This window comes from Kitasatospora sp. NBC_00374, assembly GCF_041434935.1.
Taxonomy (GTDB): domain Bacteria; phylum Actinomycetota; class Actinomycetes; order Streptomycetales; family Streptomycetaceae; genus Kitasatospora.
In genome coordinates, this window is the sequence record NZ_CP107964.1 from 918,279 (window position 1) to 941,900 (window position 23,622).

18 protein-coding genes and 1 pseudogene are annotated in these 23,622 nt (G+C 74.4%); 6 read left to right on the forward strand and 13 right to left on the reverse strand.

The window, feature by feature from the left end:
• Positions 1–2 precede the first annotated feature (2 nt).
• The 3 genes from OG871_RS04275 to gndA form a co-directional block, all read right to left on the reverse strand.
• Positions 3–188, reverse strand: coding sequence for a hypothetical protein (locus tag OG871_RS04275; protein ID WP_371494310.1), 186 nt, complete (start codon positions 186–188; stop codon positions 3–5).
• 89 nt (positions 189–277) lie between these two features.
• Complete coding sequence (locus tag OG871_RS04280; protein WP_371494311.1) at positions 278–1,180, reverse strand: diiron oxygenase; 903 nt, start codon at positions 1,178–1,180, stop codon at positions 278–280.
• A 165-nt stretch (positions 1,181–1,345) separates the two neighbouring features.
• The gene (gene gndA / locus OG871_RS04285; protein ID WP_371494312.1) at positions 1,346–2,788 is read right to left on the reverse strand and encodes an NADP-dependent phosphogluconate dehydrogenase; all 1,443 of its coding nucleotides are present in this window, start codon (positions 2,786–2,788) and stop codon (positions 1,346–1,348) included.
• 212 nt (positions 2,789–3,000) lie between these two features.
• On the opposite strand from gndA, the pseudogene OG871_RS04290 reads away from it, so the two are divergent.
• Positions 3,001–3,381, forward strand: a pseudogene (locus tag OG871_RS04290) (FAD-dependent oxidoreductase); the annotation flags it as partial.
• A gap of 518 nt (positions 3,382–3,899) precedes the next feature.
• On the opposite strand, the gene OG871_RS04295 reads toward OG871_RS04290, so the two are convergent.
• Both OG871_RS04295 and OG871_RS04300 read right to left on the reverse strand, forming a co-directional pair.
• Positions 3,900–5,414, reverse strand: a complete 1,515-nt coding sequence (locus OG871_RS04295; RefSeq protein ID WP_371494313.1) for a M1 family metallopeptidase — start codon at positions 5,412–5,414, stop codon at positions 3,900–3,902.
• An 88-nt stretch (positions 5,415–5,502) separates the two neighbouring features.
• Positions 5,503–5,718 carry a DUF6480 family protein gene (locus tag OG871_RS04300; protein WP_371494314.1) on the reverse strand — a complete coding sequence of 72 codons (216 nt, stop codon included), beginning with the start codon at positions 5,716–5,718 and terminating at the stop codon, positions 5,503–5,505.
• Between the two features lie 173 nt (positions 5,719–5,891).
• On the opposite strand from OG871_RS04300, the gene OG871_RS04305 reads away from it, so the two are divergent.
• Complete coding sequence (locus OG871_RS04305) at positions 5,892–7,433, forward strand: ATP-dependent DNA ligase (protein ID WP_371494315.1); 1,542 nt, start codon at positions 5,892–5,894, stop codon at positions 7,431–7,433.
• A 10-nt stretch (positions 7,434–7,443) separates the two neighbouring features.
• Here OG871_RS04305 and OG871_RS04310 read toward each other — a convergent pair whose 3' ends face one another.
• A complete protein-coding gene (locus tag OG871_RS04310) occupies positions 7,444–8,391 on the reverse strand; it encodes a pseudouridine synthase (protein WP_371494316.1) in 948 nt (315 codons plus the stop codon).
• A gap of 198 nt (positions 8,392–8,589) precedes the next feature.
• Here OG871_RS04310 and OG871_RS04315 point away from each other — a divergent pair, with 198 nt between their 5' ends.
• Together OG871_RS04315 and OG871_RS04320 are read left to right on the forward strand one after the other, a co-directional pair.
• Positions 8,590–12,315, forward strand: coding sequence for a SpoIIE family protein phosphatase (locus OG871_RS04315; protein ID WP_371494317.1), 3,726 nt, complete (start codon positions 8,590–8,592; stop codon positions 12,313–12,315).
• A 133-nt stretch (positions 12,316–12,448) separates the two neighbouring features.
• The gene (locus OG871_RS04320; RefSeq protein WP_371494318.1) at positions 12,449–12,763 is read left to right on the forward strand and encodes a hypothetical protein; all 315 of its coding nucleotides are present in this window, start codon (positions 12,449–12,451) and stop codon (positions 12,761–12,763) included.
• Between the two features lie 66 nt (positions 12,764–12,829).
• Here the strand turns inward: OG871_RS04320 and OG871_RS04325 are convergent, their stop codons facing one another.
• The 5 genes from OG871_RS04325 to OG871_RS04345 are packed head-to-tail and all read right to left on the reverse strand — an operon-like array spanning position 12,830 to position 18,594.
• Positions 12,830–13,603 (reverse strand): 3-oxoacyl-ACP reductase, encoded by a 774-nt coding sequence (locus OG871_RS04325; RefSeq protein WP_371494319.1) that lies wholly within the window; start codon positions 13,601–13,603, stop codon positions 12,830–12,832.
• A 5-nt stretch (positions 13,604–13,608) separates the two neighbouring features.
• The gene (locus OG871_RS04330; protein ID WP_371494320.1) at positions 13,609–14,982 is read right to left on the reverse strand and encodes an aldehyde dehydrogenase; all 1,374 of its coding nucleotides are present in this window, start codon (positions 14,980–14,982) and stop codon (positions 13,609–13,611) included.
• Positions 14,979–15,680, reverse strand: a complete 702-nt coding sequence (locus OG871_RS04335; protein ID WP_371494321.1) for a gamma-glutamyl-gamma-aminobutyrate hydrolase family protein — start codon at positions 15,678–15,680, stop codon at positions 14,979–14,981. Before OG871_RS04335 ends, OG871_RS04330 begins: the two co-directional genes overlap by 4 nt.
• Positions 15,677–17,035 carry a glutamine synthetase family protein gene (locus tag OG871_RS04340; RefSeq protein WP_371494322.1) on the reverse strand — a complete coding sequence of 453 codons (1,359 nt, stop codon included), beginning with the start codon at positions 17,033–17,035 and terminating at the stop codon, positions 15,677–15,679. Before OG871_RS04340 ends, OG871_RS04335 begins: the two co-directional genes overlap by 4 nt.
• Positions 17,032–18,594, reverse strand: a complete 1,563-nt coding sequence (locus OG871_RS04345) for an amino acid permease (protein WP_371494323.1) — start codon at positions 18,592–18,594, stop codon at positions 17,032–17,034. The genes OG871_RS04340 and OG871_RS04345 overlap by 4 nt, the downstream gene beginning before the upstream one ends.
• A 263-nt stretch (positions 18,595–18,857) precedes the next feature.
• On the opposite strand from OG871_RS04345, the gene OG871_RS04350 reads away from it, so the two are divergent.
• Positions 18,858–19,589, forward strand: coding sequence for a FadR/GntR family transcriptional regulator (locus OG871_RS04350; protein ID WP_371494324.1), 732 nt, complete (start codon positions 18,858–18,860; stop codon positions 19,587–19,589).
• Positions 19,590–19,660: 71 nt separating this feature from the next.
• Entirely contained in the window at positions 19,661–20,455 is a 795-nt protein-coding gene (locus tag OG871_RS04355; RefSeq protein ID WP_371494325.1) for a maleylpyruvate isomerase family mycothiol-dependent enzyme, read from the forward strand.
• 125 nt (positions 20,456–20,580) lie between these two features.
• Here the strand turns inward: OG871_RS04355 and OG871_RS04360 are convergent, their stop codons facing one another.
• Entirely contained in the window at positions 20,581–21,996 is a 1,416-nt protein-coding gene (locus OG871_RS04360; protein ID WP_371494326.1) for a glycosyltransferase 87 family protein, read from the reverse strand.
• Complete coding sequence (gene mptB / locus OG871_RS04365) at positions 21,993–23,423, reverse strand: polyprenol phosphomannose-dependent alpha 1,6 mannosyltransferase MptB (protein WP_371494327.1); 1,431 nt, start codon at positions 23,421–23,423, stop codon at positions 21,993–21,995. The genes OG871_RS04360 and mptB overlap by 4 nt, the downstream gene beginning before the upstream one ends.
• Between the last annotated feature and the right edge of the window lie 199 nt (positions 23,424–23,622).

A 23,622-nucleotide genomic window follows, 5' to 3' on the forward strand; every position in this document is an offset into this window, starting at 1 on the left:
GGTCAGCGTCGCTGGAACTGCTCGGCGTTGTCGTAGCGGAACGTGGCGGACACGTCGGCGCGCCGGGCGATGGCGCGGACGGTCAGGCGATGGCGTTCGCGGCGGAGCCGGCCGATCCCGGTGGCGACCTGGTCGAGCCTCCGCCCGGTCTGGCCGCGGCGGGCGCCGAGGGTGTCCGCCCGGCGCACGGTCTGCTCCCCGCACGCGCGGGACCGGCAGCGCCCCCCGCGGCCCTGCAGTCAGCACAGCCCCCGGGGGCGACCCCGCCGGTGTGCGCTCAGGCGAGCACTCCGGCCGCGCGCAGCAGCCAGCGGTTGGTCCGGCCGACCAGGCCTGCGCGGTCGAGGACGCCGATCACCTTGCTCGCCAGCCGGACCTTGGTGGCGCGCCAGTGCGGGTTGGCCCTGGCTGCCCGGCGGCCGGCCTCGGGGGCGATGCCGACGGCCGCGTAGAGGCGGGGGTTGATCAGGCTGACGGTGGCGAAGTAGACGATCAGGCCGACGAAGAGCTGCTCCCAGCGGCGGCGGACGGGGCCGATGTGCCCGCGCAGCAGTTCCTCGCGGGCGTAGCTGATGTGCCGGGACTCCTCGATGACGTGGATCCGGGAGACCTGACGGGTCAGCGGCTGGAGGGTCTCGTCGTTCATCACCTCGCGCTGGAAGGCGTCCAGGATCTCCTCGACGTACATGGTGCCGCCGAAGGTCTGACTGTGCGTGGAGGTGGCCTTGAAGATGCGGCCGAGGTTGTGGGCGAGACGGTTGGGGCCGTAGGCGGGGACGCCCATCCAGGAGATCATCCGGGCGAACATGACGGAGTGCCGGCACTCGTCGGCGATCTCGGTGAGCGCGTACTGGACGTGGGCGGTGGTCGGGTCGCGGTCGAAGGCGTGCCGCAGCAGCATCTGCATGAGGATCTCCTCGAACCAGATGCCGACGGCGGCGATGCTGGCGACCTCGTGCTTGCTGAGCTCGATCCGCTGGTCCTCGTCGAGCCGCTCCCACAGGTCGGTGCCGTAGAGGGAGAGGTGGTGGGCCGGGGCGTAGTAGCGGCCGGGTACCGGCGGGGACTGCCAGTCGACGTCCTTGGCCGGGTCGAACGAGAGCTTGGCGGAGGAGGCGAGCAGCCGCTGGGCGGTCTGTTCGCGGTCCCTGGTGCGCGGTTCGGCGGGCTGGGTGGTCACTGCGCGGCCTCCTCGGCGACGGCATTCCCCGTACTGTCGAGAAGGTAGGAGCTATTAGACTGTCCGTCAATAGACCTGGCAGACCGCTCCCCCGATCCGGGCCCGCCACATCCAGGCGGAAGTCGCGCACGCCCGTGACCGCCGCCGCACCCGTCGGTGCTGCCTTCAGTGCTGCTCCTCGCTGCGGTCGCCGCCCCAGAGAGTGTGGAAGGTGCCCTCGCGGTCGACCCGCCGGTAGGTGTGGGCACCGAAGAAGTCGCGCTGGCCCTGGACGAGCGAGGCCGGGAGCCGTTCGGCGCGCAGGCTGTCGTAGTAGGCGAGCGCGGTGGAGAAGCCGGGCACCGGCACGCCCAGCTGGGCCGCGGTGGAGACCACCCGGCGCCAGGCGGACTGGGCGGAGCCGAGGGCCTCGCGGAAGTGGTCGTCGGTGAGCAGGGTGGCCGGCTCCCGGTCGCCCTGGTACGCCGCCTTGATCCGGTCCAGGAAGCGGGCCCGGATGATGCAGCCGCCGCGCCAGATGACGGCCATCGCGCCCGGGTCGATCTCCCAGCCGTACTCCTTGCTGCCGGCCTGGATCTGGTGGAAGCCCTGCGCGTACGCGACGATCTTGGAGGCGTACAGCGCCTGCTCGACGTCGTCCGCGAACCGGTCCGCGGCGGTGCTGTCGAGCCAGGTCTCGGTCGGGCCGGGCAGGTCACCGGTGGCCCGGCGGAGGTCGGCGCTGCCGGAGAGCGAGCGGGCGAAGACGGCCTCCGCGATGCCGCTCACCGGGACGCCGAGTTCGAGGGCGGTCTGCACCGTCCACCGGCCGGTGCCCTTCTGCTCCGCCTGGTCCAGCACCACGTCGACGAAGGGCTTGCCGCTCGCGGCGTCGGTGTGGGCGAGGATCTCCGCGGTGATCTCGATCAGGTAGGACTCCAGCCGGCCGCCGTTCCAGCCGCGGAAGACGTCGGCGATCTGCGCGGGCCGCAGGCCGCCGGCGTGCCGCAGCAGGTCGTACGCCTCGGCGATCAGCTGCATGTCGGCGTACTCGATGCCGTTGTGCACCATCTTGACGAAGTGGCCGGCCCCGTCCGGGCCGACGTGGGTGCAGCAGGGCTCGCCGTCGACCTTGGCGGAGATGTCCTCCAGCAGCGGCCCGACCACCCGGTACGACTCCGCGGTGCCGCCCGGCATGATGCTGGGGCCCTCCAGCGCGCCCTGTTCGCCGCCGGAGATGCCGCTGCCGACGAAGTGCAGGCCGCGTTCGCGCAGGGCCTGCTCGCGCCGGCGGGTGTCGAGGAAGTGCGCGTTGCCGCCGTCCAGCACCACATCGCCCTCGTCGAGCAGCGGCACCAGCTCGTCGATGACCGCGTCCGTCGGCTGCCCGGCCTTCACCATGATCACCAGGCGGCGGGGCCGTTCCAGCGACGCGACGAACTCCGCCATGGACCCGGTGGCGACGAACTCGCCCTCGTGGCCGAACTCCTCGACCAGCGCCGTGGTCCTCGCCTCCGTACGGTTGTGGACCGCGACGCGGTAGCCGTGGCGGGCGAGGTTGCGGGCGAGGTTCCGGCCCATCACGGCCAGTCCGGTGACGCCGATCTGAGCCTTGGGTTGCTCGGTCATGACGGGAAGCTCCAACTGGTACGCCGGGAGGACCTGACCTCCCAACCCTGTCGCGATCGGCCCGATCGCGCACCCGGACGAGTCAGGTCCCCGCGGGGCGCCTCGGGCCGCGGCGGGCCGGGGGGGCATGACTGGACGCCGGACGACCGGCGGCCGGGCCACCGGGCCCGTCCGGGAGGATCCGATCGCTCGTCCGGAAGGAGGCCGGTGCCGTGACCCTCGATGCCGTGGTTGTCGGGGCCGGCCTGGCCGGTCTCGCCTGTGCGCAGGACCTGGTCGCGGGCGGCCTGCGGGTCCTGGTCCTGGAGGCCTCGGACGGGGTCGGCGGCCGGATGCGGACCGACCTGGTGCGCGGCTTCCGGCTGGACCGCGGCTTCCAGGTGTTCAACACCTCGTACCCGCAGGTCAGGCGGCGGCTGGAGCTGCGGTCGCTGCGGCTGCACCCGTTCACCCCCGGGTTCCTCCTGGTCGGCCGGGGCGAACGGCTGCGCTTCGTCGACCCGACCCGGCGGCCGGGCGAGGCCGGGGACCTGCGGCCCGGCCGGCCGGCCTCGGCCCGCGACCTGGCGGCGCTCGCGCCGCTCGGGGCCCGGGTGGAAGAACCGGCCGGAGGTCTCCATCCCGTCACCGGGCGACGGGGTCCGTCCAGGGTGCGCTGGCCTCCGGGGCCCGGGCCGCCCGCGAACCGCTGGCCGACCGGGGCCGGTGACCGCCGGGGTGCGGTGGCCGGGGCTCGGCCCGGGCCGCCGAGCGCCCGGGCGGCCGAGTGCCCGGACGGGCCGCGCGGGCGCACGGTCGCGGCGTCGGCGCATCGCTTCGGGCGGGCTCCGGCACCGGGCGCGACCGGCGACCCATCCGGCTGCGGGCCGGCTCCGAATGCACCGTGGGCGCCCGCAGGGCCCCGCGGGCGCCCACGGAAGGGAGGCGAGGGCGACGGCCGCGGTCCGCGACGGCCTGGTGGAGCGGATCCGCCGGGCGGTGGACGGCGGCGACGGCGAGGCGGTGGAGCCTGTGCCGGTCGCCCTCGCCGCCGTGGCGGACGGACGGCCGCCGGCGCGGGTCGAGGCCGCGCTCGGCCGCCGTCCGCCACGGCCCGTCCCGGGGCGGCGCGTCAGAGTGTGGCGCTCCCCCTCGGCACGGGCGCGAACGAACGCTGCACGCCGGCGGCCGGGCCGACGGTCCAGTCCGGGTGGTGGGGCATCGGCGGGGTCCGGTCGCCGTAGAGCCAGGCGTTCAGAAAGGGGCCGAGATCCCGGCCGGCCACCCGGGACGCGGTGGTGATGTAGTCGCCGGTGCTCGCGGTGCCGTGCTGGTACCGCCGCAGGAACTCGCGCTCGATCCGGTTGAACACGTCCGGACCGACCTCCTCCTGCAGCGCGTACAGCGCCAGGACGCCGCCGAGGTAGCGCTGGCTGTCGAAGAGGTTCGCCGCGTTCGGGGCCGCCACCGGGCCGGAGTCGTGGCGCCACTGGTCGCCCCGGGCGTAGGTGTCCTTCATCCGGGCCTCGAAGGAGGTGAAGCCCAGCGAGTCCGGCCAGCCGCGCTCGTACCGGTAGAGCAGCCCGTAGAAGTCCGCGTGGCCCTCGTTGAGCCAGAGGTCGGCCCAGTTCTGCGGGGTGACGCTGTCGCCGAACCAGGAGTGCACCAGCTCGTGCACCATGTGCGAGCCGATCTTCGCCTCCGGCTGGAGCAGGAAGGCCGGCTTGTAGATGGTCAGGGTCTGGGTCTCCAGACCGGTGAAGTCGAAGGCCTCCGGGTCGTCCGTGTCCGCGGGCATCAGGCCGTACGTCTCGAACGGGAAGGCCCCGAGCCGCTGTTCGAGCCAGCCGAGCTGGCCCGGCGTCAGCGCCAGCGCGGGCTCGGTGGCGGCGGCCCGGGTGGTCGGGACGACGTCGCGCAGCGGCGTGCCGTCGGGGCCGCGGCGTTCTCTGACCGTGTAGGCGCCGACCGAGACCTGGAGCAGCTCGGTGGCCATCGGGTAGCGCGAGACGTAGGTACGGGTGGTCTGCCCGTCGCGCGCGGCGCCGGCGGCGAGCGTGCCGTTGGCGACGCCGAGCAGCTGGTCCGGGGCGGTGACCCGGACGGTGAAGCGGGCCTTGTCACTGGGGTGGTCGTTGCAGGGGAAGACGGTGTGCGCGCCGTCCGGCTGCCCGGCGACGGCGAACCCGTCGTCGGTGGGCACCCAGCCCGTGTGCGGCAGCGAGGCGCGCGGATCGGCGGTGTACGCCACCGAGACCGTCATGACCGCGCCGGCCGGGACGGCGCGGCCCGGCTCGACCACCAGCTTCTCGTCGTGCAGCCGGAAGGCGGCCGGCGCCCCGTCGACGCGTACCGCGTGCACGTCCAGCCCGAGCGCGTCCAGCTCGAACCGGGGCAGCCGCTCCAGGCTGCGCGCGGTGACCCGCGCGGTGGCGTCGACCTTGCGGCTGTCGGGGCGGTAGGTGAAGTCCAGGTCGTAGCGCTCGACGTCGTAGCCGGCGTTGCCGAGCGCGGGATAGACCGGGTCCGCGGGCCCGCCCCGGGGCGCCAGCGGCGCGGCGGGACTGCCGGAGGACCAGACCATCGCGGCCGCGAGGAGCACGACGGCGCCGGTACGGGAGGGGTTCAGCGCAACCACCACTTCCATGTGCTGTTCAGACGTCACACATGGTAACCGGCAGGGTAATCGGGGCCGACGCGGCGTCAGGTCCTGCGCCGCGCCGGGCACGGCCGGGTCAGATCGAGAAGATCCGGCCGACCATGAACAGGACGCAGGCGAGCACCATCACGGCGATCAGCAGCATGGGTGCCCAGCCCGGCCAGGCGTTGTGCAGCTCCGGGGCCTCGGGGGTCGAGATCTCGTGGCTGGTGCTCGACTCGCACTCCGGGGTCTCGGCCGGTTCGGGGCCGAGCGGGACAGGGCGGGCACCCGGGTGTGCGGCAGTGGTCATGGTGTCCTCCGACGCTCGCGGTACCGCGGCCCGGGGCAGGTCGCGGCCTACCCACCAGCGTCGCGCGCCGAGGCCGCCGGGGCCACCCGCGGCCTCGACGCGCACCGCTCCCGCGGACGGACCAGCATGGGAGCCGACCCGGGGAACCCCGGGCGGACACCCGGGAGGCCGCCGTGCTGCACCGCATCGCCGAGATCTCCCGCGCGGTCGCCGCCGAACCGGCCCGCAACGCCAAGGTCGGCCTGCTGGCGGGCCTGCTGCGCGAACTCGGCCCGGCCGAGGGGGCGGCGGCGGTCGCCCTGCTGTCCGGTGAGTCCCGGCGGCAGCGGATCGGGGTCGGCCCGGCGGCGCTGGGCGACCTGCCCGCCCCGGCGCCGGCGCCCTCGTTGGGGGTCCTGGAGACGGAGGACGCGCTGGCCGCGATCGCGGCCGTGCACGGCGCGGGCGCCCGGGCCGAGCGCCGACGGCTGCTGGACGCGCTGTTCGGACGGGCGACCGGGCCGGAGCAGGAGCTGCTGGCCGGTGTGCTGGTCGGCGACCTGCGGCAGGGCGCGCTCGACGCACTGCTGGGCGACGCGGTGGCGAAGGCCGCCGGCGTCCCGGCCCCGGCCGTGCGGCGCGCCCTGATGCTGCGCGGCTCGGCCCGCGCGGTGGCGGGCGCCGCCCTCACGGACGGTGAGCCGGCGCTGCGCGCCTTCGGCCTGCGGGTGGGCCGGGCGGTGCGGCCGATGCTGGCGGCGGCCGCACCGGACACCGCGGCCGCGCTGGAGCGGATCGACGGCCCCGCGGCGCTGGAGTGGAAGCTGGACGGGATCCGGGTCCAGGTGCACCGGGACGGCCGGGAGGTGGCCGTGTTCACCCGCAGCCTGGACGAGATCACCGGGCGCGTCCCGGAACTGGTCGAGGCGGCGTTGGCCCTGCCGGTCGGCTCGGCCGTCCTGGACGGAGAGGCGATCGCGCTCGGCCCGGGCGGTCGGCCGCGCCCGTTCCAGGTGACGGCGGCCCGGGCCGCCTCCCGCCAGGACCCGGCCCGACTGCGCGCCGAGACTCCGCTGCGGCCGTTCTTCTTCGATCTGCTGCACCTGGACGGCACCGACCTGCTCGATCTCCCGGCCGCCCGGCGCTGGGCCGCGCTGGAGCAGGCCGTCCCCGCCGGGCTGCGGGTGCCGGGCCTGCTCACCGGGGATCCCGGGCAGGCCGAGGCCTTCCTGCGGGACGCCCTCGGCCACGGGCACGAGGGTGTCCTCGTGAAGGACCCGGCGGCGCCGTACGCGGCGGGCCGGCGCGGTGCGGGCTGGATCAAGGTGAAGCCGCACCACACCCTGGACCTGGTGGTGCTGGCGGCCGAGTGGGGCTCGGGCCGTCGCCGGGGATTCCTGAGCAACCTGCACCTGGGCGCCCGGGCGGCCGGGGCACAGGGGCTGCCGCCGTGGGTGATGCTGGGCAAGACGTTCAAGGGGCTGACCGACGAGCTGCTGGTGTGGCAGACCCGGGAGCTGCTGGCCCGGGAGGTCGGGCGGGACTCCACCACCGTCCGGGTCCGGCCGGAGCTGGTGGTGGAGGTCGCCTTCGACGGCCTGCAGCGCAGCCCCCGCTATCCGGCGGGCCTGGCACTGCGGTTCGCCCGGGTGGTCCGCTACCGGGACGACAAGCTCGCCGAGGAGGCGGACACCGTCGCCGCGGTCCGCGCACTGGCCGCCGCCGGGCCCGGCTGAGCGGGCCCGGCTACGGCGCGTCCCACTCCTGCGGCGCCGTCCAGGCGGCCAGCTCGCGGCGGCTGTGGAAGAGCTGCCGGACGCCGGTCACCGGGTCGGTGAACTCCAGGGTGCGGGCGAGGAGTTGGAGCGGCCGGCGGAAGTCGTCCGGGGCCGGTTCGGCGAGCACCTCGGGGTAGAGCGGGTCGCCGAGGATGGGCAGGCCGCAGGCCGACATGTGCAGGCGCAGCTGGTGGGTGCGGCCGGTGTGCGGGTGCAGCCGGTAGCGGGCCAGACCGCCGCGGTGGCCGAGCAGCTCGATCCGGCTCTCGGCGTTCGGCTCGCCGGGGACCTCGCGGGAGGCGAGCTCGCCGCGTTCCTTGACGATCCGGCTGCGGACGGTGCGCGGCAGCGGGAGCGCGGGGTCGAAGCGGGCGACGGCCTCGTACTCCTTGCGGACCAGCCGGTGTTCGAACAGCCCCTGGTAGGCGCCGCGGTGGCGGGGGTCGGCGACGAACATCACCAGGCCCGCGGTGAGCCGGTCCAGGCGGTGCGCGGGGCTCAGCCGGGGCAGGCCGAGGTCGCGGCGCAGCCGGGCGAGGGCGGTCTGCGCGACGTGGCGGCCGCGCGGGGTGGTGGCGAGGAAGTGCGGTTTGTCGGCGATCACCAGCCGGTCGTCCTGGTACAGGACGTCGACCGCGAACGGGACGGGGGTCTCGGCGGGCAGTTCGCGGTGGAACCAGAGGTACTCGCCGGGGCGGTAGGGGCGGTCGGCGGTGATCGGGCCGTCCTGGGCGGTGAACTCGCCGCCGTCCAGCATCGCCTCGACGCGCTCGGCGCCGACGGCGGCCGCGTAGCGTTCGAGCAGGTACTCCCTGGCGGTCGGCCAGGAGCCGGTCACGGGCAGTCGCAGCCGGACCGGGTCGACGCCGTGGCGCTGCGGGAGGGGACTGACCGGTACCCCGGACTTGCGCCTCATCGGCCGGACACCCTCCGTCTGCTGCTGACTCCGGCCCCGCGGGGCTCGTCCGACGGGACCCAGCCAACCATCCGACCCGGCCCGCGTCCCAATCCGCCCCGGCCCGCGTCCCGATTCGCGCCCTCCGCCGGATGGGCGGCGCGGGACGGGCATGCGACGATGGCAGGGCGGAACGCCGACCTCCGGGCGGGTGCCTAGATGGACACCAACGAGCACCACAGGACTATCCCTCCGACCCGCAACTCCCTGGCAGCGCCCGAGCAGGGCGGGGCCGAGCGCGGCGGGCGGGCTTCGGACGGCCTGCTGATGGTCCCGATCGCGACTGCGCTGGTCGGCCAGGACGGGCGGATCCTGCACTGGAGCCCGGACGCGGAGGCCCTGCTCGGTTACAGCGCGCAGCAGGCGGTGGGGGCGCCGGCCGCGCAGCTGCTGGTCTCGGCGGAGCAGCGGCCCGAGGTGATGGCGCTGTTCTCGGACATCCTGCACGGCCGGGCCTGGTCGGGTGTGTTCCCGGTGCGGCACAGGTCGGGGCACGACGTGAACCTGGAGTTCCGGACGCACCCGATCGCGGGGCCCGGCGGGCAGCCGCTGGTGCTGGCGGTGGCCTCGGACGTGACGGCGCTGCGGCGGCTGCAGTCGGACCTGGCGGTGCTGGACGGTTTCTTCACGCAGTCCCCGGTGGGGATGGCGGTGTACGACGACGAGCTGCGGTTCGTCCGGCTGAACGAGGCGCTGGCGCGGATCAACGGGATCCCGATCGGCGAGCACCTGGGCCGGACGATCACCGAGGTGCTGCCGGGCCTGAACGGGGAGGAGATCGAGGCGGTGATGCGCGACGTCCTGGCGGGCGGCGACGCGGTGGTCGACACCCGTTCGCACGGCCGGACGCCGGGCGATCCCGGGCACGACCACGCCTGGTCGGCGTCATACTTCCGGCTGCAGCAGCCGGACGGCCAGGTGCTGGGGGTCAGCTCGACCATCGTGGACGTCACCCAGCGGCACCAGGCCGAGCAGCTGGCGGCGAAGGCCCAGGACCGGCTGGCGGTGCTGGCCGACGCGAGCGCGTCCATCGGCACCACCCTCGACCTGCGGCGCACCGCCCGGGAGCTGGCGGAGGCGCTGGTCCCGCGGCTGACCGACACGGTCGGTGTGTTCGCGCTGGAGCACCTGGTGGCGGGCAACGACCCGCACCCGTCGGCCCCGCTGCTGGTGCGCCGGCTGGCGGTGGCCACCGTCGACCCGGCCCACCCCGTGCAGGACCTGCCGACCGAGTCGGTGCACCAGGTGCCGCCGGAGTCGGCGTACGCCCGGGCGCTGGCGACGGGCCGGACGGTGACCATGCCCAACTGGGAGCTGCCGCTGCTGGCGGACCAGGTGCCGCCCGAGCGTCTGCAGGGGTACCTGGGCGACCAGCCGCGCCCGGTGGTGATCACCCCGCTGGTGGCCCGGGGCACGGTGCTGGGCATGGTGGTGTACTCGCGGCGGGCCGGGCGGGACCCGTTCGGGGAGTCCGACCTGACGCTGGGCGACGAGCTGGCGGCGCGCGCGGCGGTGGCGATCGACAACGCCCGGCTGTACCAGCGCCAGCAGCAGACCGCCCAGGCGCGCGAGCAGGCGCTGCGGGAGGCCAGGGCGGCGCAGGAGCGGCTGGCGCTGGTGAACACCGCGACGGCGCGCATCGGTACCACCCTCGACCTGGTGCAGACGGCCCGGGAGCTGGCCGAGATGGCCACGCCCCGGCTGGCGGACACGGTGGTGGTGGAGGTGCTGGACGCGCTGGTGCGGGGCGCGAGCGGGCCGGGCCCGGGGCGGGCGGACCGTTCGGCGGTGCTGCGGCGGATGGCGTACCACACGGTGCAGGGCAGTGGGATGTTCCCGGTCACACCGGTCGGCTCGGTGCACCGCTTCCACCCGACCACGCCGAACGCCTGGGTGCTGGCGCACCGGCGGCCGGTGTTCCTGCCGACCATCGACGACCGGGCGCTGAACTGGTTCAACGACGACGAGGAGCGGGCCGTCGCCGTGCGTGAGCAGCGGGTCCGCTCGCTCATGGTGGTGCCGCTGATCGCGCGGGGCGCGGCGGTGGGTGTGGCGACCTTCTACCGCAGCGTGACCGACCGGCCGTACGACGAGGAGGACCTGACGCTCGCGGCCGAGCTGGCGGCCCGGGCGGCGGTCTCGATCGACAACGCGCTCCTCTACACCCGCGAGCGGGACGCCGCCGAGCAGCGCCAGCGGGCGCTGGAGGCGGCGGGCGCGGCCCAGCAGCGGCTGGCACTGCTGAACGAGGCGAGCACCCGGATCGGCACCACGCTGGATCTGCACCGGACGGCACAGGAGCTGGTGGAGGTGGTGGTGCCGCGGTTCGCGGACTTCACCACGGTGGACGTGCTGGAGTCGGTGCTGCAGGGCGACGATCCGGATCCGGTGCCGACCGACGGCTCGGTGCTGATGCGGGCGATCGCGATCGGTGAGATCGACGAGGAGGGGCGGATGGCCGAGGCCGCCGATCCGATCGGCGGGACCTCGCAGTCGGCGAAGCTGTACGCGCAGAGCCTGCGGACCGGCCGGTCCATCCTGGTGCCGCATGTGGACGAGCCGGCGCTGCAGCGGATCGTGGCCCACCCGGACCGGGTCCAGCCGAGCCTGGAGGCGGGGGTGCACTCGTACCTGATGGTGCCGTTGCTGGCCCGCGGGACGGTGCTGGGCGGGGCGGAGTTCATCAGGACCCGCAATCCGGATCCGTTCACCGCGGCGGACGTGGCGCTGGCCGAGGAGCTGGCGGCCCGGGCGGCGGTGTGCATCGACAACGCGCGGCTGTACCGGCGGGAGCGGGACACCGCGCTGACCCTGCAGCGCAGCCTGCTGCCGCAGGACGTGCACCGCACGCCGGGTCTGGAGATCGCCTACCGCTACCTGCCGAGCAGTGTGATCAGCGAGGTCGGCGGCGACTGGTTCGACGTGGTGCCGCTGTCGGGCGGGCGGGTGGCGCTGATCGTCGGCGACGTGATGGGTCACGGTATCCGGGCCGCCGCCACCATGGGCCAGCTGCGGACGGTCGCCCGGACGCTGATCACGCTCGACATCGACCCGGCGCGGGTGCTGCGCCGCCTCGACGACGCGACGGCGGCGATCGGCGAGGGTCAGTTCGCGACCTGTGTCTGTGTGGTCTTCGACCCGGTGGACCGGGTCTGCACGGCCGCCACCGCCGGGCACCTGCCGCCGGTGCTGTCGGCGCCCGACGGCACCACCCGGCTGCTCACCATCCCGCCGGGGGCGCCGCTGGGGGTGGGCGGGGTGCCGTTCGACAGCATGAACTTCACCCTGCCGGAGGACGGGCTGCTGGTGCTGTACACGGACGGGCTGGTCGAGCGGCGCGGCCAGGACCTGGACGAGGGCATGGATCTGCTGTGCCGGACGGTCGCCGCCCGCAGCGGCACCCTGGAGGAGACCTGCGACGAGGTCATCGACGTGCTGGGCGCGCACAACGGCCAGGACGACGTGGCGGTGATCATGGCGCACGCGCGGCCGATCGGCCGCGACCGGCTGGCGATGCTCTCCCTCGCGGGTGACCTCTCGATGGTCCGGCACGCCCGGCGCTTCGCCCGGCGGACGCTGGCCGGCTGGGGCCTGGCCGCGCTGAGCGACCAGGCGGAGCTGCTGACCAGCGAGTTGATCACCAACGCGCTGGTGCATGCCGGAGCACCCGTCCAACTGCGGCTGTTCCGCGACAAGTTGCTCACGGTCGAGGTCTCGGACGTGGACAGCCACGAACCGCGGCTGCGCCGGGCCCGGGAGCAGGACGAGGGCGGCCGAGGCATGCACCTGGTGAACGAGCTCGCCCACCGCTGGGGCAGCCGGGCCACCCACGAGGGGAAGGTGGTCTGGTTCGAACTGGAGGTCCCGCCGGCCGGCCGGACCTGACCGCGCCGAGCCCCCAACGACCGTGGCTCGGTCGCGGCTGGTCCGGTCGGGTGACTGTGCGGAGTGGTTCGCACGCCACCGGCCCGGGCCGGTGGATCATCGGTCCCGTCCCTTTCCCAACCAGGAGGACTCGATGCGTTCCAGCATTGCCAAGGTCACCACCGCCGCCCTGTTCGCCGGGCTCGCGCTGATCGGCGGGGCCGGTTCGGCCTCCGCCCACATGCACGACCACCCGCACGGCGCGCTCGCGGTCGGTGGCGACGCCGCGGCCATCGACGGCAGCGCCCTCGCGGTCGGCGGTGACGCGCTGGCCGACGGCGGCGACGCCCTGGCCGTCGGCGGCGACGCCTGGGCCGTGGCCGGGTCGGCGTTCGCGGTCGGCGGCGACGCCGCGGCCGACGGCGGCGACGCCTTTGCTGTCGGCGGTGACGCAGGTTCGGCGGCCTGATTCACCGACCGTACAGCTGCGGCCGGGCTCCCCGTACGGGGTGCCCGGCCGCAGTCCCGTGTCCGGCTACTGCCACTCGGGGGTGACGTACGCCCCGGAGATGCCGCCGTCCACCAGGAAGGTGTTGGCGGTCATGAAGGAGGAGTCGTCACTGGCCAGGAAGGCGACCGCCGCGGCGATCTCCTCCGGCTCGGCGAACCGGCCGAGCGGGATGTGCACCAGGCGCCGGGCCGCGCGCTCCGGGTCCTTGGCGAACAGCTCCTGCAGCAGCGGGGTGTTGACCGGCCCGGGGCACAGCGCGTTCACCCGGATGCCCTCGCGGGCGAACTGCACGCCGAGCTCGCGCGACATCGCCAGCACACCGCCCTTGGAGGCGCTGTAGGAGATCTGCGAGGTGGCCGCGCCCATCACCGCGACGAACGAGGCGGTGTTGATGATCGAGCCCCGGCCCTGGCGCTGCATGTGCGGGATGGCGTACTTGCAGCACAGGTAGACGCTGGTGAGGTTGACCTCCTGGACGCGGCGCCAGGCGTCCAGCCCGGTGGTCAGGATGGAGTCGTCGTCCGGCGGCGAGATGCCGGCGTTGTTGAAGGTGATGTCCAGGCTGCCGTAGTGGTCGACGGCCGTCTGGTACATGGCCTTCACCGCCGCCTCGTCGGTGACGTCGGCGCGGACGAACAGGCCGCCCACCTCGTTGGCGGCCTTGCTGCCGGTCTCCTCGTCGAGGTCGACGCAGACCACCTTGGCGCCCTCGGCCGCGAACCGCTTGGCGGTGGCCAGGCCGATGCCGCTGCCCGCGCCGGTGATGACCGCCACCCGGCCGTCAAGTCGCTTCGTCATGGTGATCATTCCTCCGTGGAGATGAAGACGTTCTTGGTTTCGGTAAAGGCGTTGAGGGCGTCCGGGCCGAGCTCGCGGCCGAGTCCGGACTGTTTGAACCCGCCGAACGGGGTCGAGTAGCGCACCGAGGAGTGCGAGTTGACGGACAGGTTGCCCGCCTCCACACCGCGCGCCACCCGCAGCGCCCGGCCGACGTCCCTGGTCCAGATCGACCCGGACAGGCCGTACTCGGTGGAGTTGGCGATCCGCAGCGCGTCCTCCTCCCCGCGGAACGGCACCACGGTGACCACCGGGCCGAAGATCTCCTCGGTGAAGGCCCGGTCGTCGGGGCGCACCGGCGCCAGCACCGTCGGCGGGTACCAGAAGCCCGGCCCGTCGGGGGCGGCGCCGCGGAAGGCGACCGCGGAGTCGTCGGGGACGTAGGAGGCCACCCGGGCCCGGTGGGCGGCCGAGATCAGCGGCCCCATCTCGGTCTTCTCGTCCGTCGGGTCGCCGACCCGCACACCCCGGACGGCCTGCTCGAACAGGGCCATGAACTCGTCGAAGGCGGACTCCTCGACCAGGATCCGGGAGCGCGCGCAGCAGTCCTGCCCGGCGTTGTCGAAGACCGCGTAGGGCGCGGTGGCGGCGGCCCTGGCGAGGTCGGCGTCGGCGAAGACGATGTTCGCGCTCTTGCCGCCGAGCTCCAGGGTGACCGGCTTCACCTGGTCCGCGCAGCCGGCCATGATGCCCTTGCCGACGGCGGTGGAGCCGGTGAAGACCACCTTGCGGACGTCGGGGTGGGTGACGAACCGCTGTCCGACCACCGGTCCGCGGCCGGGCAGGATCTGCAGGACGTGCTCGGGCAGACCGGCCTGAAGGGCGAGTTCGCCCAGGCGCAGCGCGGTCAGCGGGGTGAGCTCGGCGGGCTTGACGATCACGGTGTTGCCGGCGGCGAGGGCCGGGGCGAAGCCCCAGGCGGCGACCGGCATCGGGAAGTTCCACGGGACGATGACCCCGACCACGCCCAGCGGCTCCTGGAAGGTGACGTCGAGTCCGCCGGCCACCGGGATCTGCCGGCCGAACAGGCGCTCGGGGGCGGCGGCGTAGTACTCGATCACGTCGCGGGCGTTGCCCGCCTCCCAGCGGGCGTTGCCCACGGTGTGCCCGGCGTTGGCGACCTCCAGGGCCGCCAGGTGCTCGCGGTCGGCGTCGACGGCGGCGGCGAAGGCCCGCAGCAGCCGGGCCCGGTCGGCGGGGGCGACCCTGCGCCAGCCGTCGAAGGCGGCCCTGGCCCGGGCCACGGCGGCGTCGGTCTCGGCGAGCGAGGCCAGTTCGACGGTGGTGATCACCTCCTCGGTGGCCGGGTTGATCACCTGGTAGTGGTCGGGATCGGTCATCTGGCTGCCTCCTTGCAGCTGGCCGCGGTGAACGCGTCGAACAGTCGCGGGTCGTCCGGGTCGGTCTCGGGGTGCCACTGGACGGCCACCGCGAAGGACCGGTCGGGCAGTTCGAGGGCCTCGACGGTCTCGTCGGCGCTCCAGGCGGTGGCCCGCAGTCCGCTGCCGATCCGGCCGACCGCCTGGTGGTGGTAGCAGGACACCTGCGCCGAGGGGCCGAGGATCTCGCCGAGGCGGCTCTCCGGCCGGACCACCACGCCCTGCCGGACGTAGGTGGCCGGCAGGGTCTGGTGGCTCTCGTCGGGCAGGTGCTGGACGAGGTCGCCGCCGAGGGCGACGTTGAGCAGCTGCATGCCCCGGCAGATGCCGAGGACCGGCAGGTCGCGGTCGAGGGCGGCCGCCAGCAGCTCGAACTCCCAGGCGTCCCTGGCCGGGTGGGGCCGGCCGGTGCGCGGGTGCGGGTCGGCTCCGTAGCGGGCGGGGTCGATGTCGGAGCCGCCGGCCAGCAGCAGCCCGTCGAGCGCGCCGACCAGCCGCTGGACGCCGCCGCCCTGGGGCGGGAGCAGGACGGGGGTGCCCCCGGCCCGGGAGACGGCGTCGAGGTAGGTCTGCGGCAGGACGGCCGCGCTCTGGCGCCAGACGCCCCAGGCCGCCTCGTCCAGGTAGCTGGTGATGCCGATCAGGGGGCGCACGCTCACAGCCGCTCGAATCCGCGGCGCCGCTCCCAGTCGGTCACCGCCGCGTCGTAGGCGGCCAGTTCGGTCCGGCCGGCGTGGGTGTAGTGCTGGACGACCTCCTTGCCGAAGGCCTCGGCGGCGACCTCGCTGCGTTCGAAGGCCTCCACCGCGTCGCGCAGCGTGGACGGCACCCGGGGGGCGTCGGAGGCGTACGCGTTGCCGGTGAACTCCGCTTCCAGCGGCAGTTGGTGCTCGACGCCGTGCAGGCCGGCGGCGATCAGGGCGGCCACCGCGAGGTACGGGTTGACGTCGCCGCCGGGGACGCGGTTCTCGAACCGCAGGGAGGGGCCGTGGCCGACCACCCGCAGGGCGCAGGTGCGGTTGTCCCGTCCCCAGGCGACGGCGGTGGGGGCGAAGCTGCCCGGCACGTACCGCTTGTAGGAGTTGACGGTCGGCGCGAGCAGCAGCGAGAAGTCGGCCAGGCAGGCGAGCTGTCCGGCCAGGAAGTGCTCCATGGTGCGGGAGAAGCCGTTCGGCCCGTCCCCCGCCATCACCGGCCGGCCCTGCTCGTCGCGCAGGCTGAGGTGGATGTGGCAGGAGTTGCCCTCGCGCTCGTTGTACTTCGCCATGAAGGTGAGGCTGACGCCCTCCTGCGAGGCGATCTCCTTGGCGCCGGTCTTGTAGACGGAGTGGTCGTCGCAGGTGGTCAGCGCCTCGCCGTACTTGAAGGCGATCTCGTGCTGGCCGGGGTTGCACTCGCCCTTGGCGGACTCCACGGTGAGGCCGGCGCCGGCCATGCTGTTGCGCAGCCGGCGCAGCAGCGGCTCGATCCGGGAGGTGCCGAGGATGGAGTAGTCGACGTTGTACTGGTTGACCGGGGTGAGGCCGTGGTACGCCTTGTCCCAGGCCTGCTCGTAGCTGTCCCGGAAGACGATGAACTCCAGCTCGGTGCCGACGTAGGCGCTCCAGCCGTAGCCGGCCAGCCGCTCCAGCTGGCGGCGCAGGATCTGCCGCGGCGAGACGGTGACCGGCTTGCCGTCGTGGTGGTGCACGTCGCACTGGACCATCACGGTGGCGGGGTGCCAGGGCACCATCCGCAGGGTGTCGAGGTCGGGGGTGAGGACGAGGTCGCCGTAGCCGCTCTCCCAGGAGGAGATCTGGTAGCCGTCCACGGTGTTCATGTCGATGTCGACGGCCAGCAGGTAGCCGCAGCCCTCGGCGGCGTTCGGGACGACGTCGCTGAGGAAGTAGTCGGCGGCCACCCGCTTGCCCTGGAGACGGCCCTGCATGTCGGTCATGGCCAGCACGACGGTGTCGATGCTCCCGTCGGCGACCAGCTGCCGCAGCCGGTCGAGGGTGAGCCGGGACGCACTCATCGGGTCTCCAATTCGTCGGCCGGGGAGGCCTGGTGGTCCGGCAGTTCCTGGCTGCCGGCGGCGGGGCCGTCGTGGATCCGGGGGCCGGTGAACCAGTGCCGGGCGGAGACCAGCCACCACAGGCCGGCGAACCCGAGCACCACGCCGACCGCCACGGGCGTGTAGTTGAAGCTGACGGCGGTGACCGGGCTGACGGTGGGCAGCATGAACAGCACGGTGATCACCGCTGTCCAGCCGACCGCGACGCAGCCGATGATCCTGCTCCAGCGGCCCAGATGCCAGGGACCACGCGGGAAGTCGTCGCCCTGGCGAAGGCGGAGGAACACCGGGATCACGTACGAGATGTAGAGGCCGATCACCGAGATCGAGGTGACCGCCGCGTAGGCGGTGGTGTTCCACAGCACCGGCAGGGCGAGCAGCAGGGCGCCGCCGGTGGCCAGCCAGACGGCGCTGGTGGGCGTCTGGGTGCGGGGGTTGATCCGGTGCCAGAGGCGGGCGCCGGGCAGTGCGCCGTCCCGCGAGAAGGCGTAGATCATCCGGGAGTTGGCGGTGACCGAGGCCATACCGCAGAAGAACTGGGCGCCGATCACGATCAGCAGGAGCAGTTTGGCGCCGGTCGGGCCGATCGCGTCGATGAAGATCTGCGCGGGCGGCACGCCGGTGGAGCTGCCGAGCGCCCCGTCGTAGTCCCGGATCGCGAAGGTGATGCCGAGCAGCAGGATCCAGCCGGCCACCAGCGAGACCACGATGGCGTTGACGATGCCGCGCGGGCCGGAGCGGGCCGCGTCGTGGGTCTCCTCGGTCATGTGCGCGGAGGCGTCGTAGCCGGTGAGGGTGTACTGGGCCAGCAGCAGGCCGAGCATGCCGACGTAGAAGCCGTTCTGGAAGCCGGTGTTGTTGACGAACTCGGTGAACACGAACGAGGCGGAGGCGTGGTGGTCGGGCAGCAGCGCCAGCGCGCCGACGATCACCGCGACACCGACCAGGTGCCACCAGACGCTGACGCTGTTGAGCAGGGCGACCAGCTTGACGCCGCGGGTGTTGAGCAGTCCGTGCAGCAGCAGGATCACCACGAAGATCGTGACCGTGTGGCCGGTGCTGGCGGTGAATCCGAACTGCAGGTCGAGGAAGGCGTTGGTGAAGAACGCGGCGCCGTAGTCGACGCCGGCGGTGACGGCGACCTGGCCCATGAAGTTGAACCAGCCGGTGAACCAGGAGGCGGCGGGGCCCTTGGTGCGGGCCAGCCTGGCGGCCCAGTAGTAGAGACCGCCGGCGGTCGGGTAGCTGGAACAGATCTCCGCCATCGCGAGGCCGACGCAGAGCGTCATCAGGCCGACCAGCGGCCAGCCCCAGGTGATCATGGCGGGCCCGCCGGTGTTCATGCCCATCCCGTAGAGGGTGAGGCAGCCGGAGAGGACGGAGACGATCGAGAAGGAGACCGCGAAGTTGGAGAAGCCCGACATCGAGCGGGCGAGCTCCTGGGTGTAGCCGAGTTCGCGCAGCCGGCGTTCGTCCTCGGAAAGCACGGCGGGGTCGGACGCGGTTGCCCGCTCGGACATAGTGGCGGAACCGGCAGGAAACACCGGTCTGGCAGTCTGCTCGGCCGGGCTGGAGCCGGCCTGGTGTTCGGACGTCATGCGCACCCCTGGGGAATGAGGCGGGACCGACACGCGCACCCACGTCGTCGTGGTGCGCCCTCCTTGCGCTCAATGGCCCGGAAGCAGACCATTGGGCTGTGCCGAGCATCGTTCACCCCGGGCCACCCCGCCGTCAAGAGGACTCCCCCGCCCGTTTCCCGCTCGCACCTGGGTACGATCCCCTCGTGGAGGAAGCACTGTTGGACCGGCAGCTCGGCACCGTGTTCCGCCCCGTGCGCACCGGCAACGCCTTCGAGGAGACCGTCGAACGGATCCTCCAGGCGATCAAGCTCGGCGTGATCGGCCACGGGGACCGGCTCCCCGCCGAACGCGACCTCGCCGCACGCCTGGGCGTCAGCCGCGAAACCCTGCGCGAGGCCCTGCGCTCCCTCCAGCAGGCCGGCTTCGTCGAGGCGCGACGCGGCCGCTACGGCGGCACCTTCGTCACCTACCGGCTGCCCGCACCCGACGTCGACGAGCTCCGCCGGGCCGCCGACGACCTGGGCGCCGAGCTGGAGGACGCCCTCACCCTGCGCCTCGTCCTGGAGACCGGCGCCGCCGAGCTGGCCGCCAGACGCGAGCTCTCCGAGGAGCAGCGCGGCTACCTGCTGCAGCGCCTCGCGGACGCGGACGGGGCGAGCCCCGAGGAGTACCGGCAGTGCGACTCCCGCTTCCACCTCGCGATCGGCGAGCTGACCGGCTCCCCCTCGCTGGCCGCCAGCATCACCGAGGCCCGGATCCGGCTGAACGACCTGCTGAACGCCATCCCGATGCTCGGCCGCAACATCGACCACGCCTCCGAGCAGCACGGTGCGATGGCCCGGGCCATCCTCACCGGCGACGCCCCCGCCGCCCGCCGCGCCACCGAGGAGCACCTGGAGGCGACCGCCACCCTGCTGCGGGCCTTCCTCGGCTGAGTCCCGCCGAGTCCCGCGCCGCACGGCCCGGCCCACCGCCCGGCGCGGCCCCCGGGTGGCACAGTGGGGCGATGGACTACGTTTCCCACTTCCGCCGTGAGGTCCGGGCGTTCGAGGTCGCGGTCCGACGGGCCGCCGGACGGGAGACGGTGCCGCTGGTCCCGTCCTGTCCCGGCTGGTCGGTGTCCGACCTCGTGCTCCACCTGGGCTCGGTGCACCGGGTGGTGACCCACGTCATCCGGGACCGGCCGAGCCGCGTCCCGGACGCCACCGACCTCGGCTTCCTCCGGCTCCCCGAGGACACCGACGGCTGGCCCGCCCCGGAGCACCAGCCGAACCTGGGGCCGGTGCCGCCGGGCCTGGGCGACTGGTTCACCGCCGGGGCAGCGGAGTTGGCCGCGCTGTTCACCGACCGCGACCCCGCCGAGGAGGTGTGGACCTGGTCGCCGGAGCGCAGCGTCGGGTTCTGGCAGCGGATGCAGGCCATCGAGGCCGCCGTGCACCGCTGGGACGCCGAGGACGCGGCCGGCACCGCACGGCCCGTCGACGCCGCACTCGCCCGCGACGCCGTCGCGCAGACCTTCACCGTGATGGCCCCCGCGCGCCGGTCCTGGCGCCAGGCCCCACCCGGATCGGGCGAACGCTACCGCCTCCGCGAGAGCGACGGCCCGGGCCGCTGGACGGCCCACTTCGACGGCTCGCAGGTCCTTCTCGGTGACGGCGCCGACCGGTACGACGTCGAGCTCGCCGGCACCGCCTCCGACCTGATGCTCTTCCTGTGGGGCCGCCTCCCGGCCGACCGCCTCGCCGTCACCGGCGACCGGGCCGTCCTGGACCGCTACTTCACCCTCGTCCCACCCGTGTGACCCGCCGGACGGTGCTGCGCGGAGCGTACGCCGCCGAGACGGCGATCGAACAGGCGGTCCGGGCACCGCACGGCGCGCTCCACCCACAGGACTGAGCCCGGGCCGGAACACGCGCTGACGGGAACTCAGATCGGGCGTGTCGCAGAGTGTTCGGGCTCCGGGAGCTCGCCACGGCTGCGGCCGCCCGACCCGACCGTTCGCCGGCGCGAGCGGGAGGGCCCGGCTCCGATCGATTCACCTCCCGCCGGGCGGTGGATTCCCGGAGCCGTCCCAACGGTCCGACCGGCCGGCACCGGACGGCCCGCGACGGCATCCTCCCCCGGCGGGTCGGCGGCGGCACGGACCGGGCGGATCGGCAGGCCGAGCAGCAGGCCGAGCGTGATCCACAGATAGGCGCTGCCGCCGACCAGTCCGCCCACGCCGCCGGTGTCGAACCGCCAGAGCCACACCACGCTGCTGCAGAGCAGGACGTACCCGGTGACCGCCGCGGTGAGCAGCCGGCGGCGGCGCGCGGAGTCGGCCGGCTCGCGCAGCCCGGCCTCCGCGAGCAGGAGCAGCGCCGGCAGCGCCCACACCAGATGGTGCACCCAGGTAATCGGGCTGATCAGGCAGGCGGCCAGCCCGGTCAGTGCGAAGCCGCCGGCCTCGTCGCCGGCCGCCGCGGCCCGGTGCACCCGGTACCCCCAGACGGCGAGCACGCACAGCACCGCCAGGCCCCAGACCGCGCGGCCCGGCAGGTCCGGGGCAAGCCTGACGATCATGCCCTGGAGGGACTGGTTGGACACGTACCCGAGCGAGCCGACCCGGTCGGTGTGCCACAGCAGATCGGTCCAGAAGGCGTAGGAGGCCTCGGGATCCGCCATCCGGCCGAGCAGGGTCGCGGCCGCCGCCGTGCCGGTCGCGACCAGCGCGGCGCGGCGGCGCCGGGTGACGGCGAGGTAGAGGATGAACACCGCGGGCGTCAGCTTGAACGCGGCGGCCAGCCCGATCCCGATCCCCGCGTACCGGCTGCGCCGCCGGCCGGCGTCGCCGTCCTCGCGGCCGGGCGCGGCCCCGCCGCGGGCGCCCGCCAGCAGCCGCCAGTCGGCCAGCACCAGGGCGACCAGCAGCAGGTTGACCTGGCCGAAGCTGAAGGTGTCCCGGACGGGTTCGAGCAGGCCGAACAGGCAGCCGGCCACCCCGAACGCGAACCAGCGGTTCCAGCCCATGCGCCGGGCGACCGGGTCGACCAGCCAGCGCAGCAGCGCGGCCGCGGCCAGCGCGCTCAGCACGACGCTGATCGCGACGGCGGTGTGCCAGCCCACCAGGGCCATCGGCAGCATGCAGACCGCGGCGAACGGCGGATAGGTGAAGCCCATCGTGCTGTTGGGGTGCACGTAGTCGTACAGCGGGCCGCCGTCGGTCCAGTGCCGGACGGTCCCGTAGTAGACACCGACGTCGAACCAGCCGCGGTGGCCCGGGATCACGGCCAGGAAGAGCCCGGTCGCACCGGCCAGCGCGAGCAGGACCACGGCCCGGCGCCCGGTGGCGGGCAGCCTCACCACGGCGATCCCCCCGGCGTCTCCAGGGCCAGCGGTGCGGTCCGGCCGCCCGGGAGCAGCCGCAGGCAGGACAGCGCCAGCAGCCCGCCGGCGACGGCCGCCGCCAACTCCGAGGGCTCGGGCGGGAACCCGCTCGGAAGCACGGCCAGCGCGAGCACCCCGCTGGCGGGCGCCGCCCAGCGGCGTATTCGCCCGCCGGTCGCGGCCCCCGCGAGCACGACCACGCCCCACAGCGCGTACCAGGGCCGCAGCGCCGGGCCGAGCACCACCACCGCGGCCAGGCTCAGCCCCAACGCGTGGACGGGGGCGGGCCGGTCCCGTCCGGTCCACAGGTACAGCAGCACCAGCAGCGCGCCGGCCAGGCCCAGCCAACGCCACAGCGGCACCGCCGACTCGGCCGGCCCGGCCCCGAGCGCGGCCGCCAGAGCGTCGGTGGCCCGGCCGAGGGCGCTGGTCACCGACCAGTTCCCGGCCGAGACCGGGGTACCGAGGGCACGTACCCAGCCGTAGCCGGTGCCGGTCGCGGCGGTCACCGCGGCCGCCGTGCCGAGTGCGACCGCGAGCGTGGCCGAGGCCGCGCGGACCGTCCGGGCGCGCCCCCGCAGCCGGTCGGCCCACAGCACCGCCACCGGCAGCAGTCCCAGCGCGGCCGGGGCCTTGACCAGTGCGGCGAGCGTGACGACCCCGGCGGCCCAGACCGGGCGCCGGGTCAGCGCGAGAACCAGCCCGGCGACCAGCAGCCCGAGCATCACCGCGTCGTTGTGCGCCCCCGCGATCAGGTGCAGCAGCAGCAGCGGGTTGAGCGCACCGAGCCACAGCGCCACGCCGGGGTCCACCCCGCAGGCCCGGGCCAGCCGCGGGGTCAGCCAGACCAGCAGAGCGACCCCGAGCAGGGCCACCACCCGCAGACCGACGACCCCGAGGTACACCCCCTGCCCGGCCTGCCGGGCCACCGCGCCGGCCAGCGCCAGGAACACCGGCCCGTACGGCGCCGGGGTGGACTGCCAGACGGCGGGGACCTCCTCGGCCAGCGGTCCGCCCAGGTCGGCCGGGCCGTGGGTGTAGACGTCGAGGCCGCCGTCGATCATCGCGCCCTGCGCCAGGTAGCTGTAGACGTCCCGGCTGAACAGCGGCGGCCCGGCCAGCAGCGGCGCCGCCCACAGCGCCAGCGTCAGAACCAGCGAACGCGGCCCCGGCGGCCGCGGGCCGCGCAGCGCCCGCCCCAGCCGCAGCCAGCCGGCGACGAGCAGGACGAGCCCGAAGTACGCGGCCAGCAGCCCGAGTCGGGGATGCCCGCGGAGCGGTCCGTAGGACACCCCGATCGGAAGCGCCCCCGCGGCCAGGCCACCGACCGCGAGGACCGCCGTGCCCGCGAATCCGAGCGTCCGGCACCAGTACGGGTCAGTGGCCACACCCCGGATCGGCATGCGGACACGCTGTCAGGATCCGGTGGCCGCCGGGCGACGCGGCACCGACCTGCAGGTGACCGGTGCCTGGCCGGTTCCCGGCCGCCGCAGGCCCGGCGCACGCCGCACGCCCCGGCCGGCCCGGGGCCCTCCGGCCGGCGCAGCCAGGCCTTCAGCCGGTGCACATCTGCGCTCCGCCGAATGGCCACCGCGAGGCCAG

What these genes read in the sequence shown, in the direction of transcription:
- OG871_RS04340 (WP_371494322.1), bottom strand. Translation starts at nt 17,035, where the DNA reads ATGAGTGCGTCCCGGCTCACCCTCGACCGGCTGCGGCAGCTGGTCGCC.
- OG871_RS04310 (WP_371494316.1), bottom strand. Translation starts at nt 8,391, where the DNA reads ATGAGGCGCAAGTCCGGGGTACCGGTCAGTCCCCTCCCGCAGCGCCAC.
- OG871_RS04315 (WP_371494317.1), top strand. Translation starts at nt 8,590, where the DNA reads ATGGACACCAACGAGCACCACAGGACTATCCCTCCGACCCGCAACTCC.
- gndA (WP_371494312.1), bottom strand. Translation starts at nt 2,788, where the DNA reads ATGACCGAGCAACCCAAGGCTCAGATCGGCGTCACCGGACTGGCCGTG.
- OG871_RS04320 (WP_371494318.1), top strand. Translation starts at nt 12,449, where the DNA reads ATGCGTTCCAGCATTGCCAAGGTCACCACCGCCGCCCTGTTCGCCGGG.
- OG871_RS04325 (WP_371494319.1), bottom strand. Translation starts at nt 13,603, where the DNA reads ATGACGAAGCGACTTGACGGCCGGGTGGCGGTCATCACCGGCGCGGGC.
- OG871_RS04355 (WP_371494325.1), top strand. Translation starts at nt 19,661, where the DNA reads ATGGACTACGTTTCCCACTTCCGCCGTGAGGTCCGGGCGTTCGAGGTC.
- OG871_RS04345 (WP_371494323.1), bottom strand. Translation starts at nt 18,594, where the DNA reads ATGTCCGAGCGGGCAACCGCGTCCGACCCCGCCGTGCTTTCCGAGGAC.
- mptB (WP_371494327.1), bottom strand. Translation starts at nt 23,423, where the DNA reads ATGCCGATCCGGGGTGTGGCCACTGACCCGTACTGGTGCCGGACGCTC.
- OG871_RS04330 (WP_371494320.1), bottom strand. Translation starts at nt 14,982, where the DNA reads ATGACCGATCCCGACCACTACCAGGTGATCAACCCGGCCACCGAGGAG.
- OG871_RS04295 (WP_371494313.1), bottom strand. Translation starts at nt 5,414, where the DNA reads ATGGAAGTGGTGGTTGCGCTGAACCCCTCCCGTACCGGCGCCGTCGTG.
- OG871_RS04300 (WP_371494314.1), bottom strand. Translation starts at nt 5,718, where the DNA reads ATGACCACTGCCGCACACCCGGGTGCCCGCCCTGTCCCGCTCGGCCCC.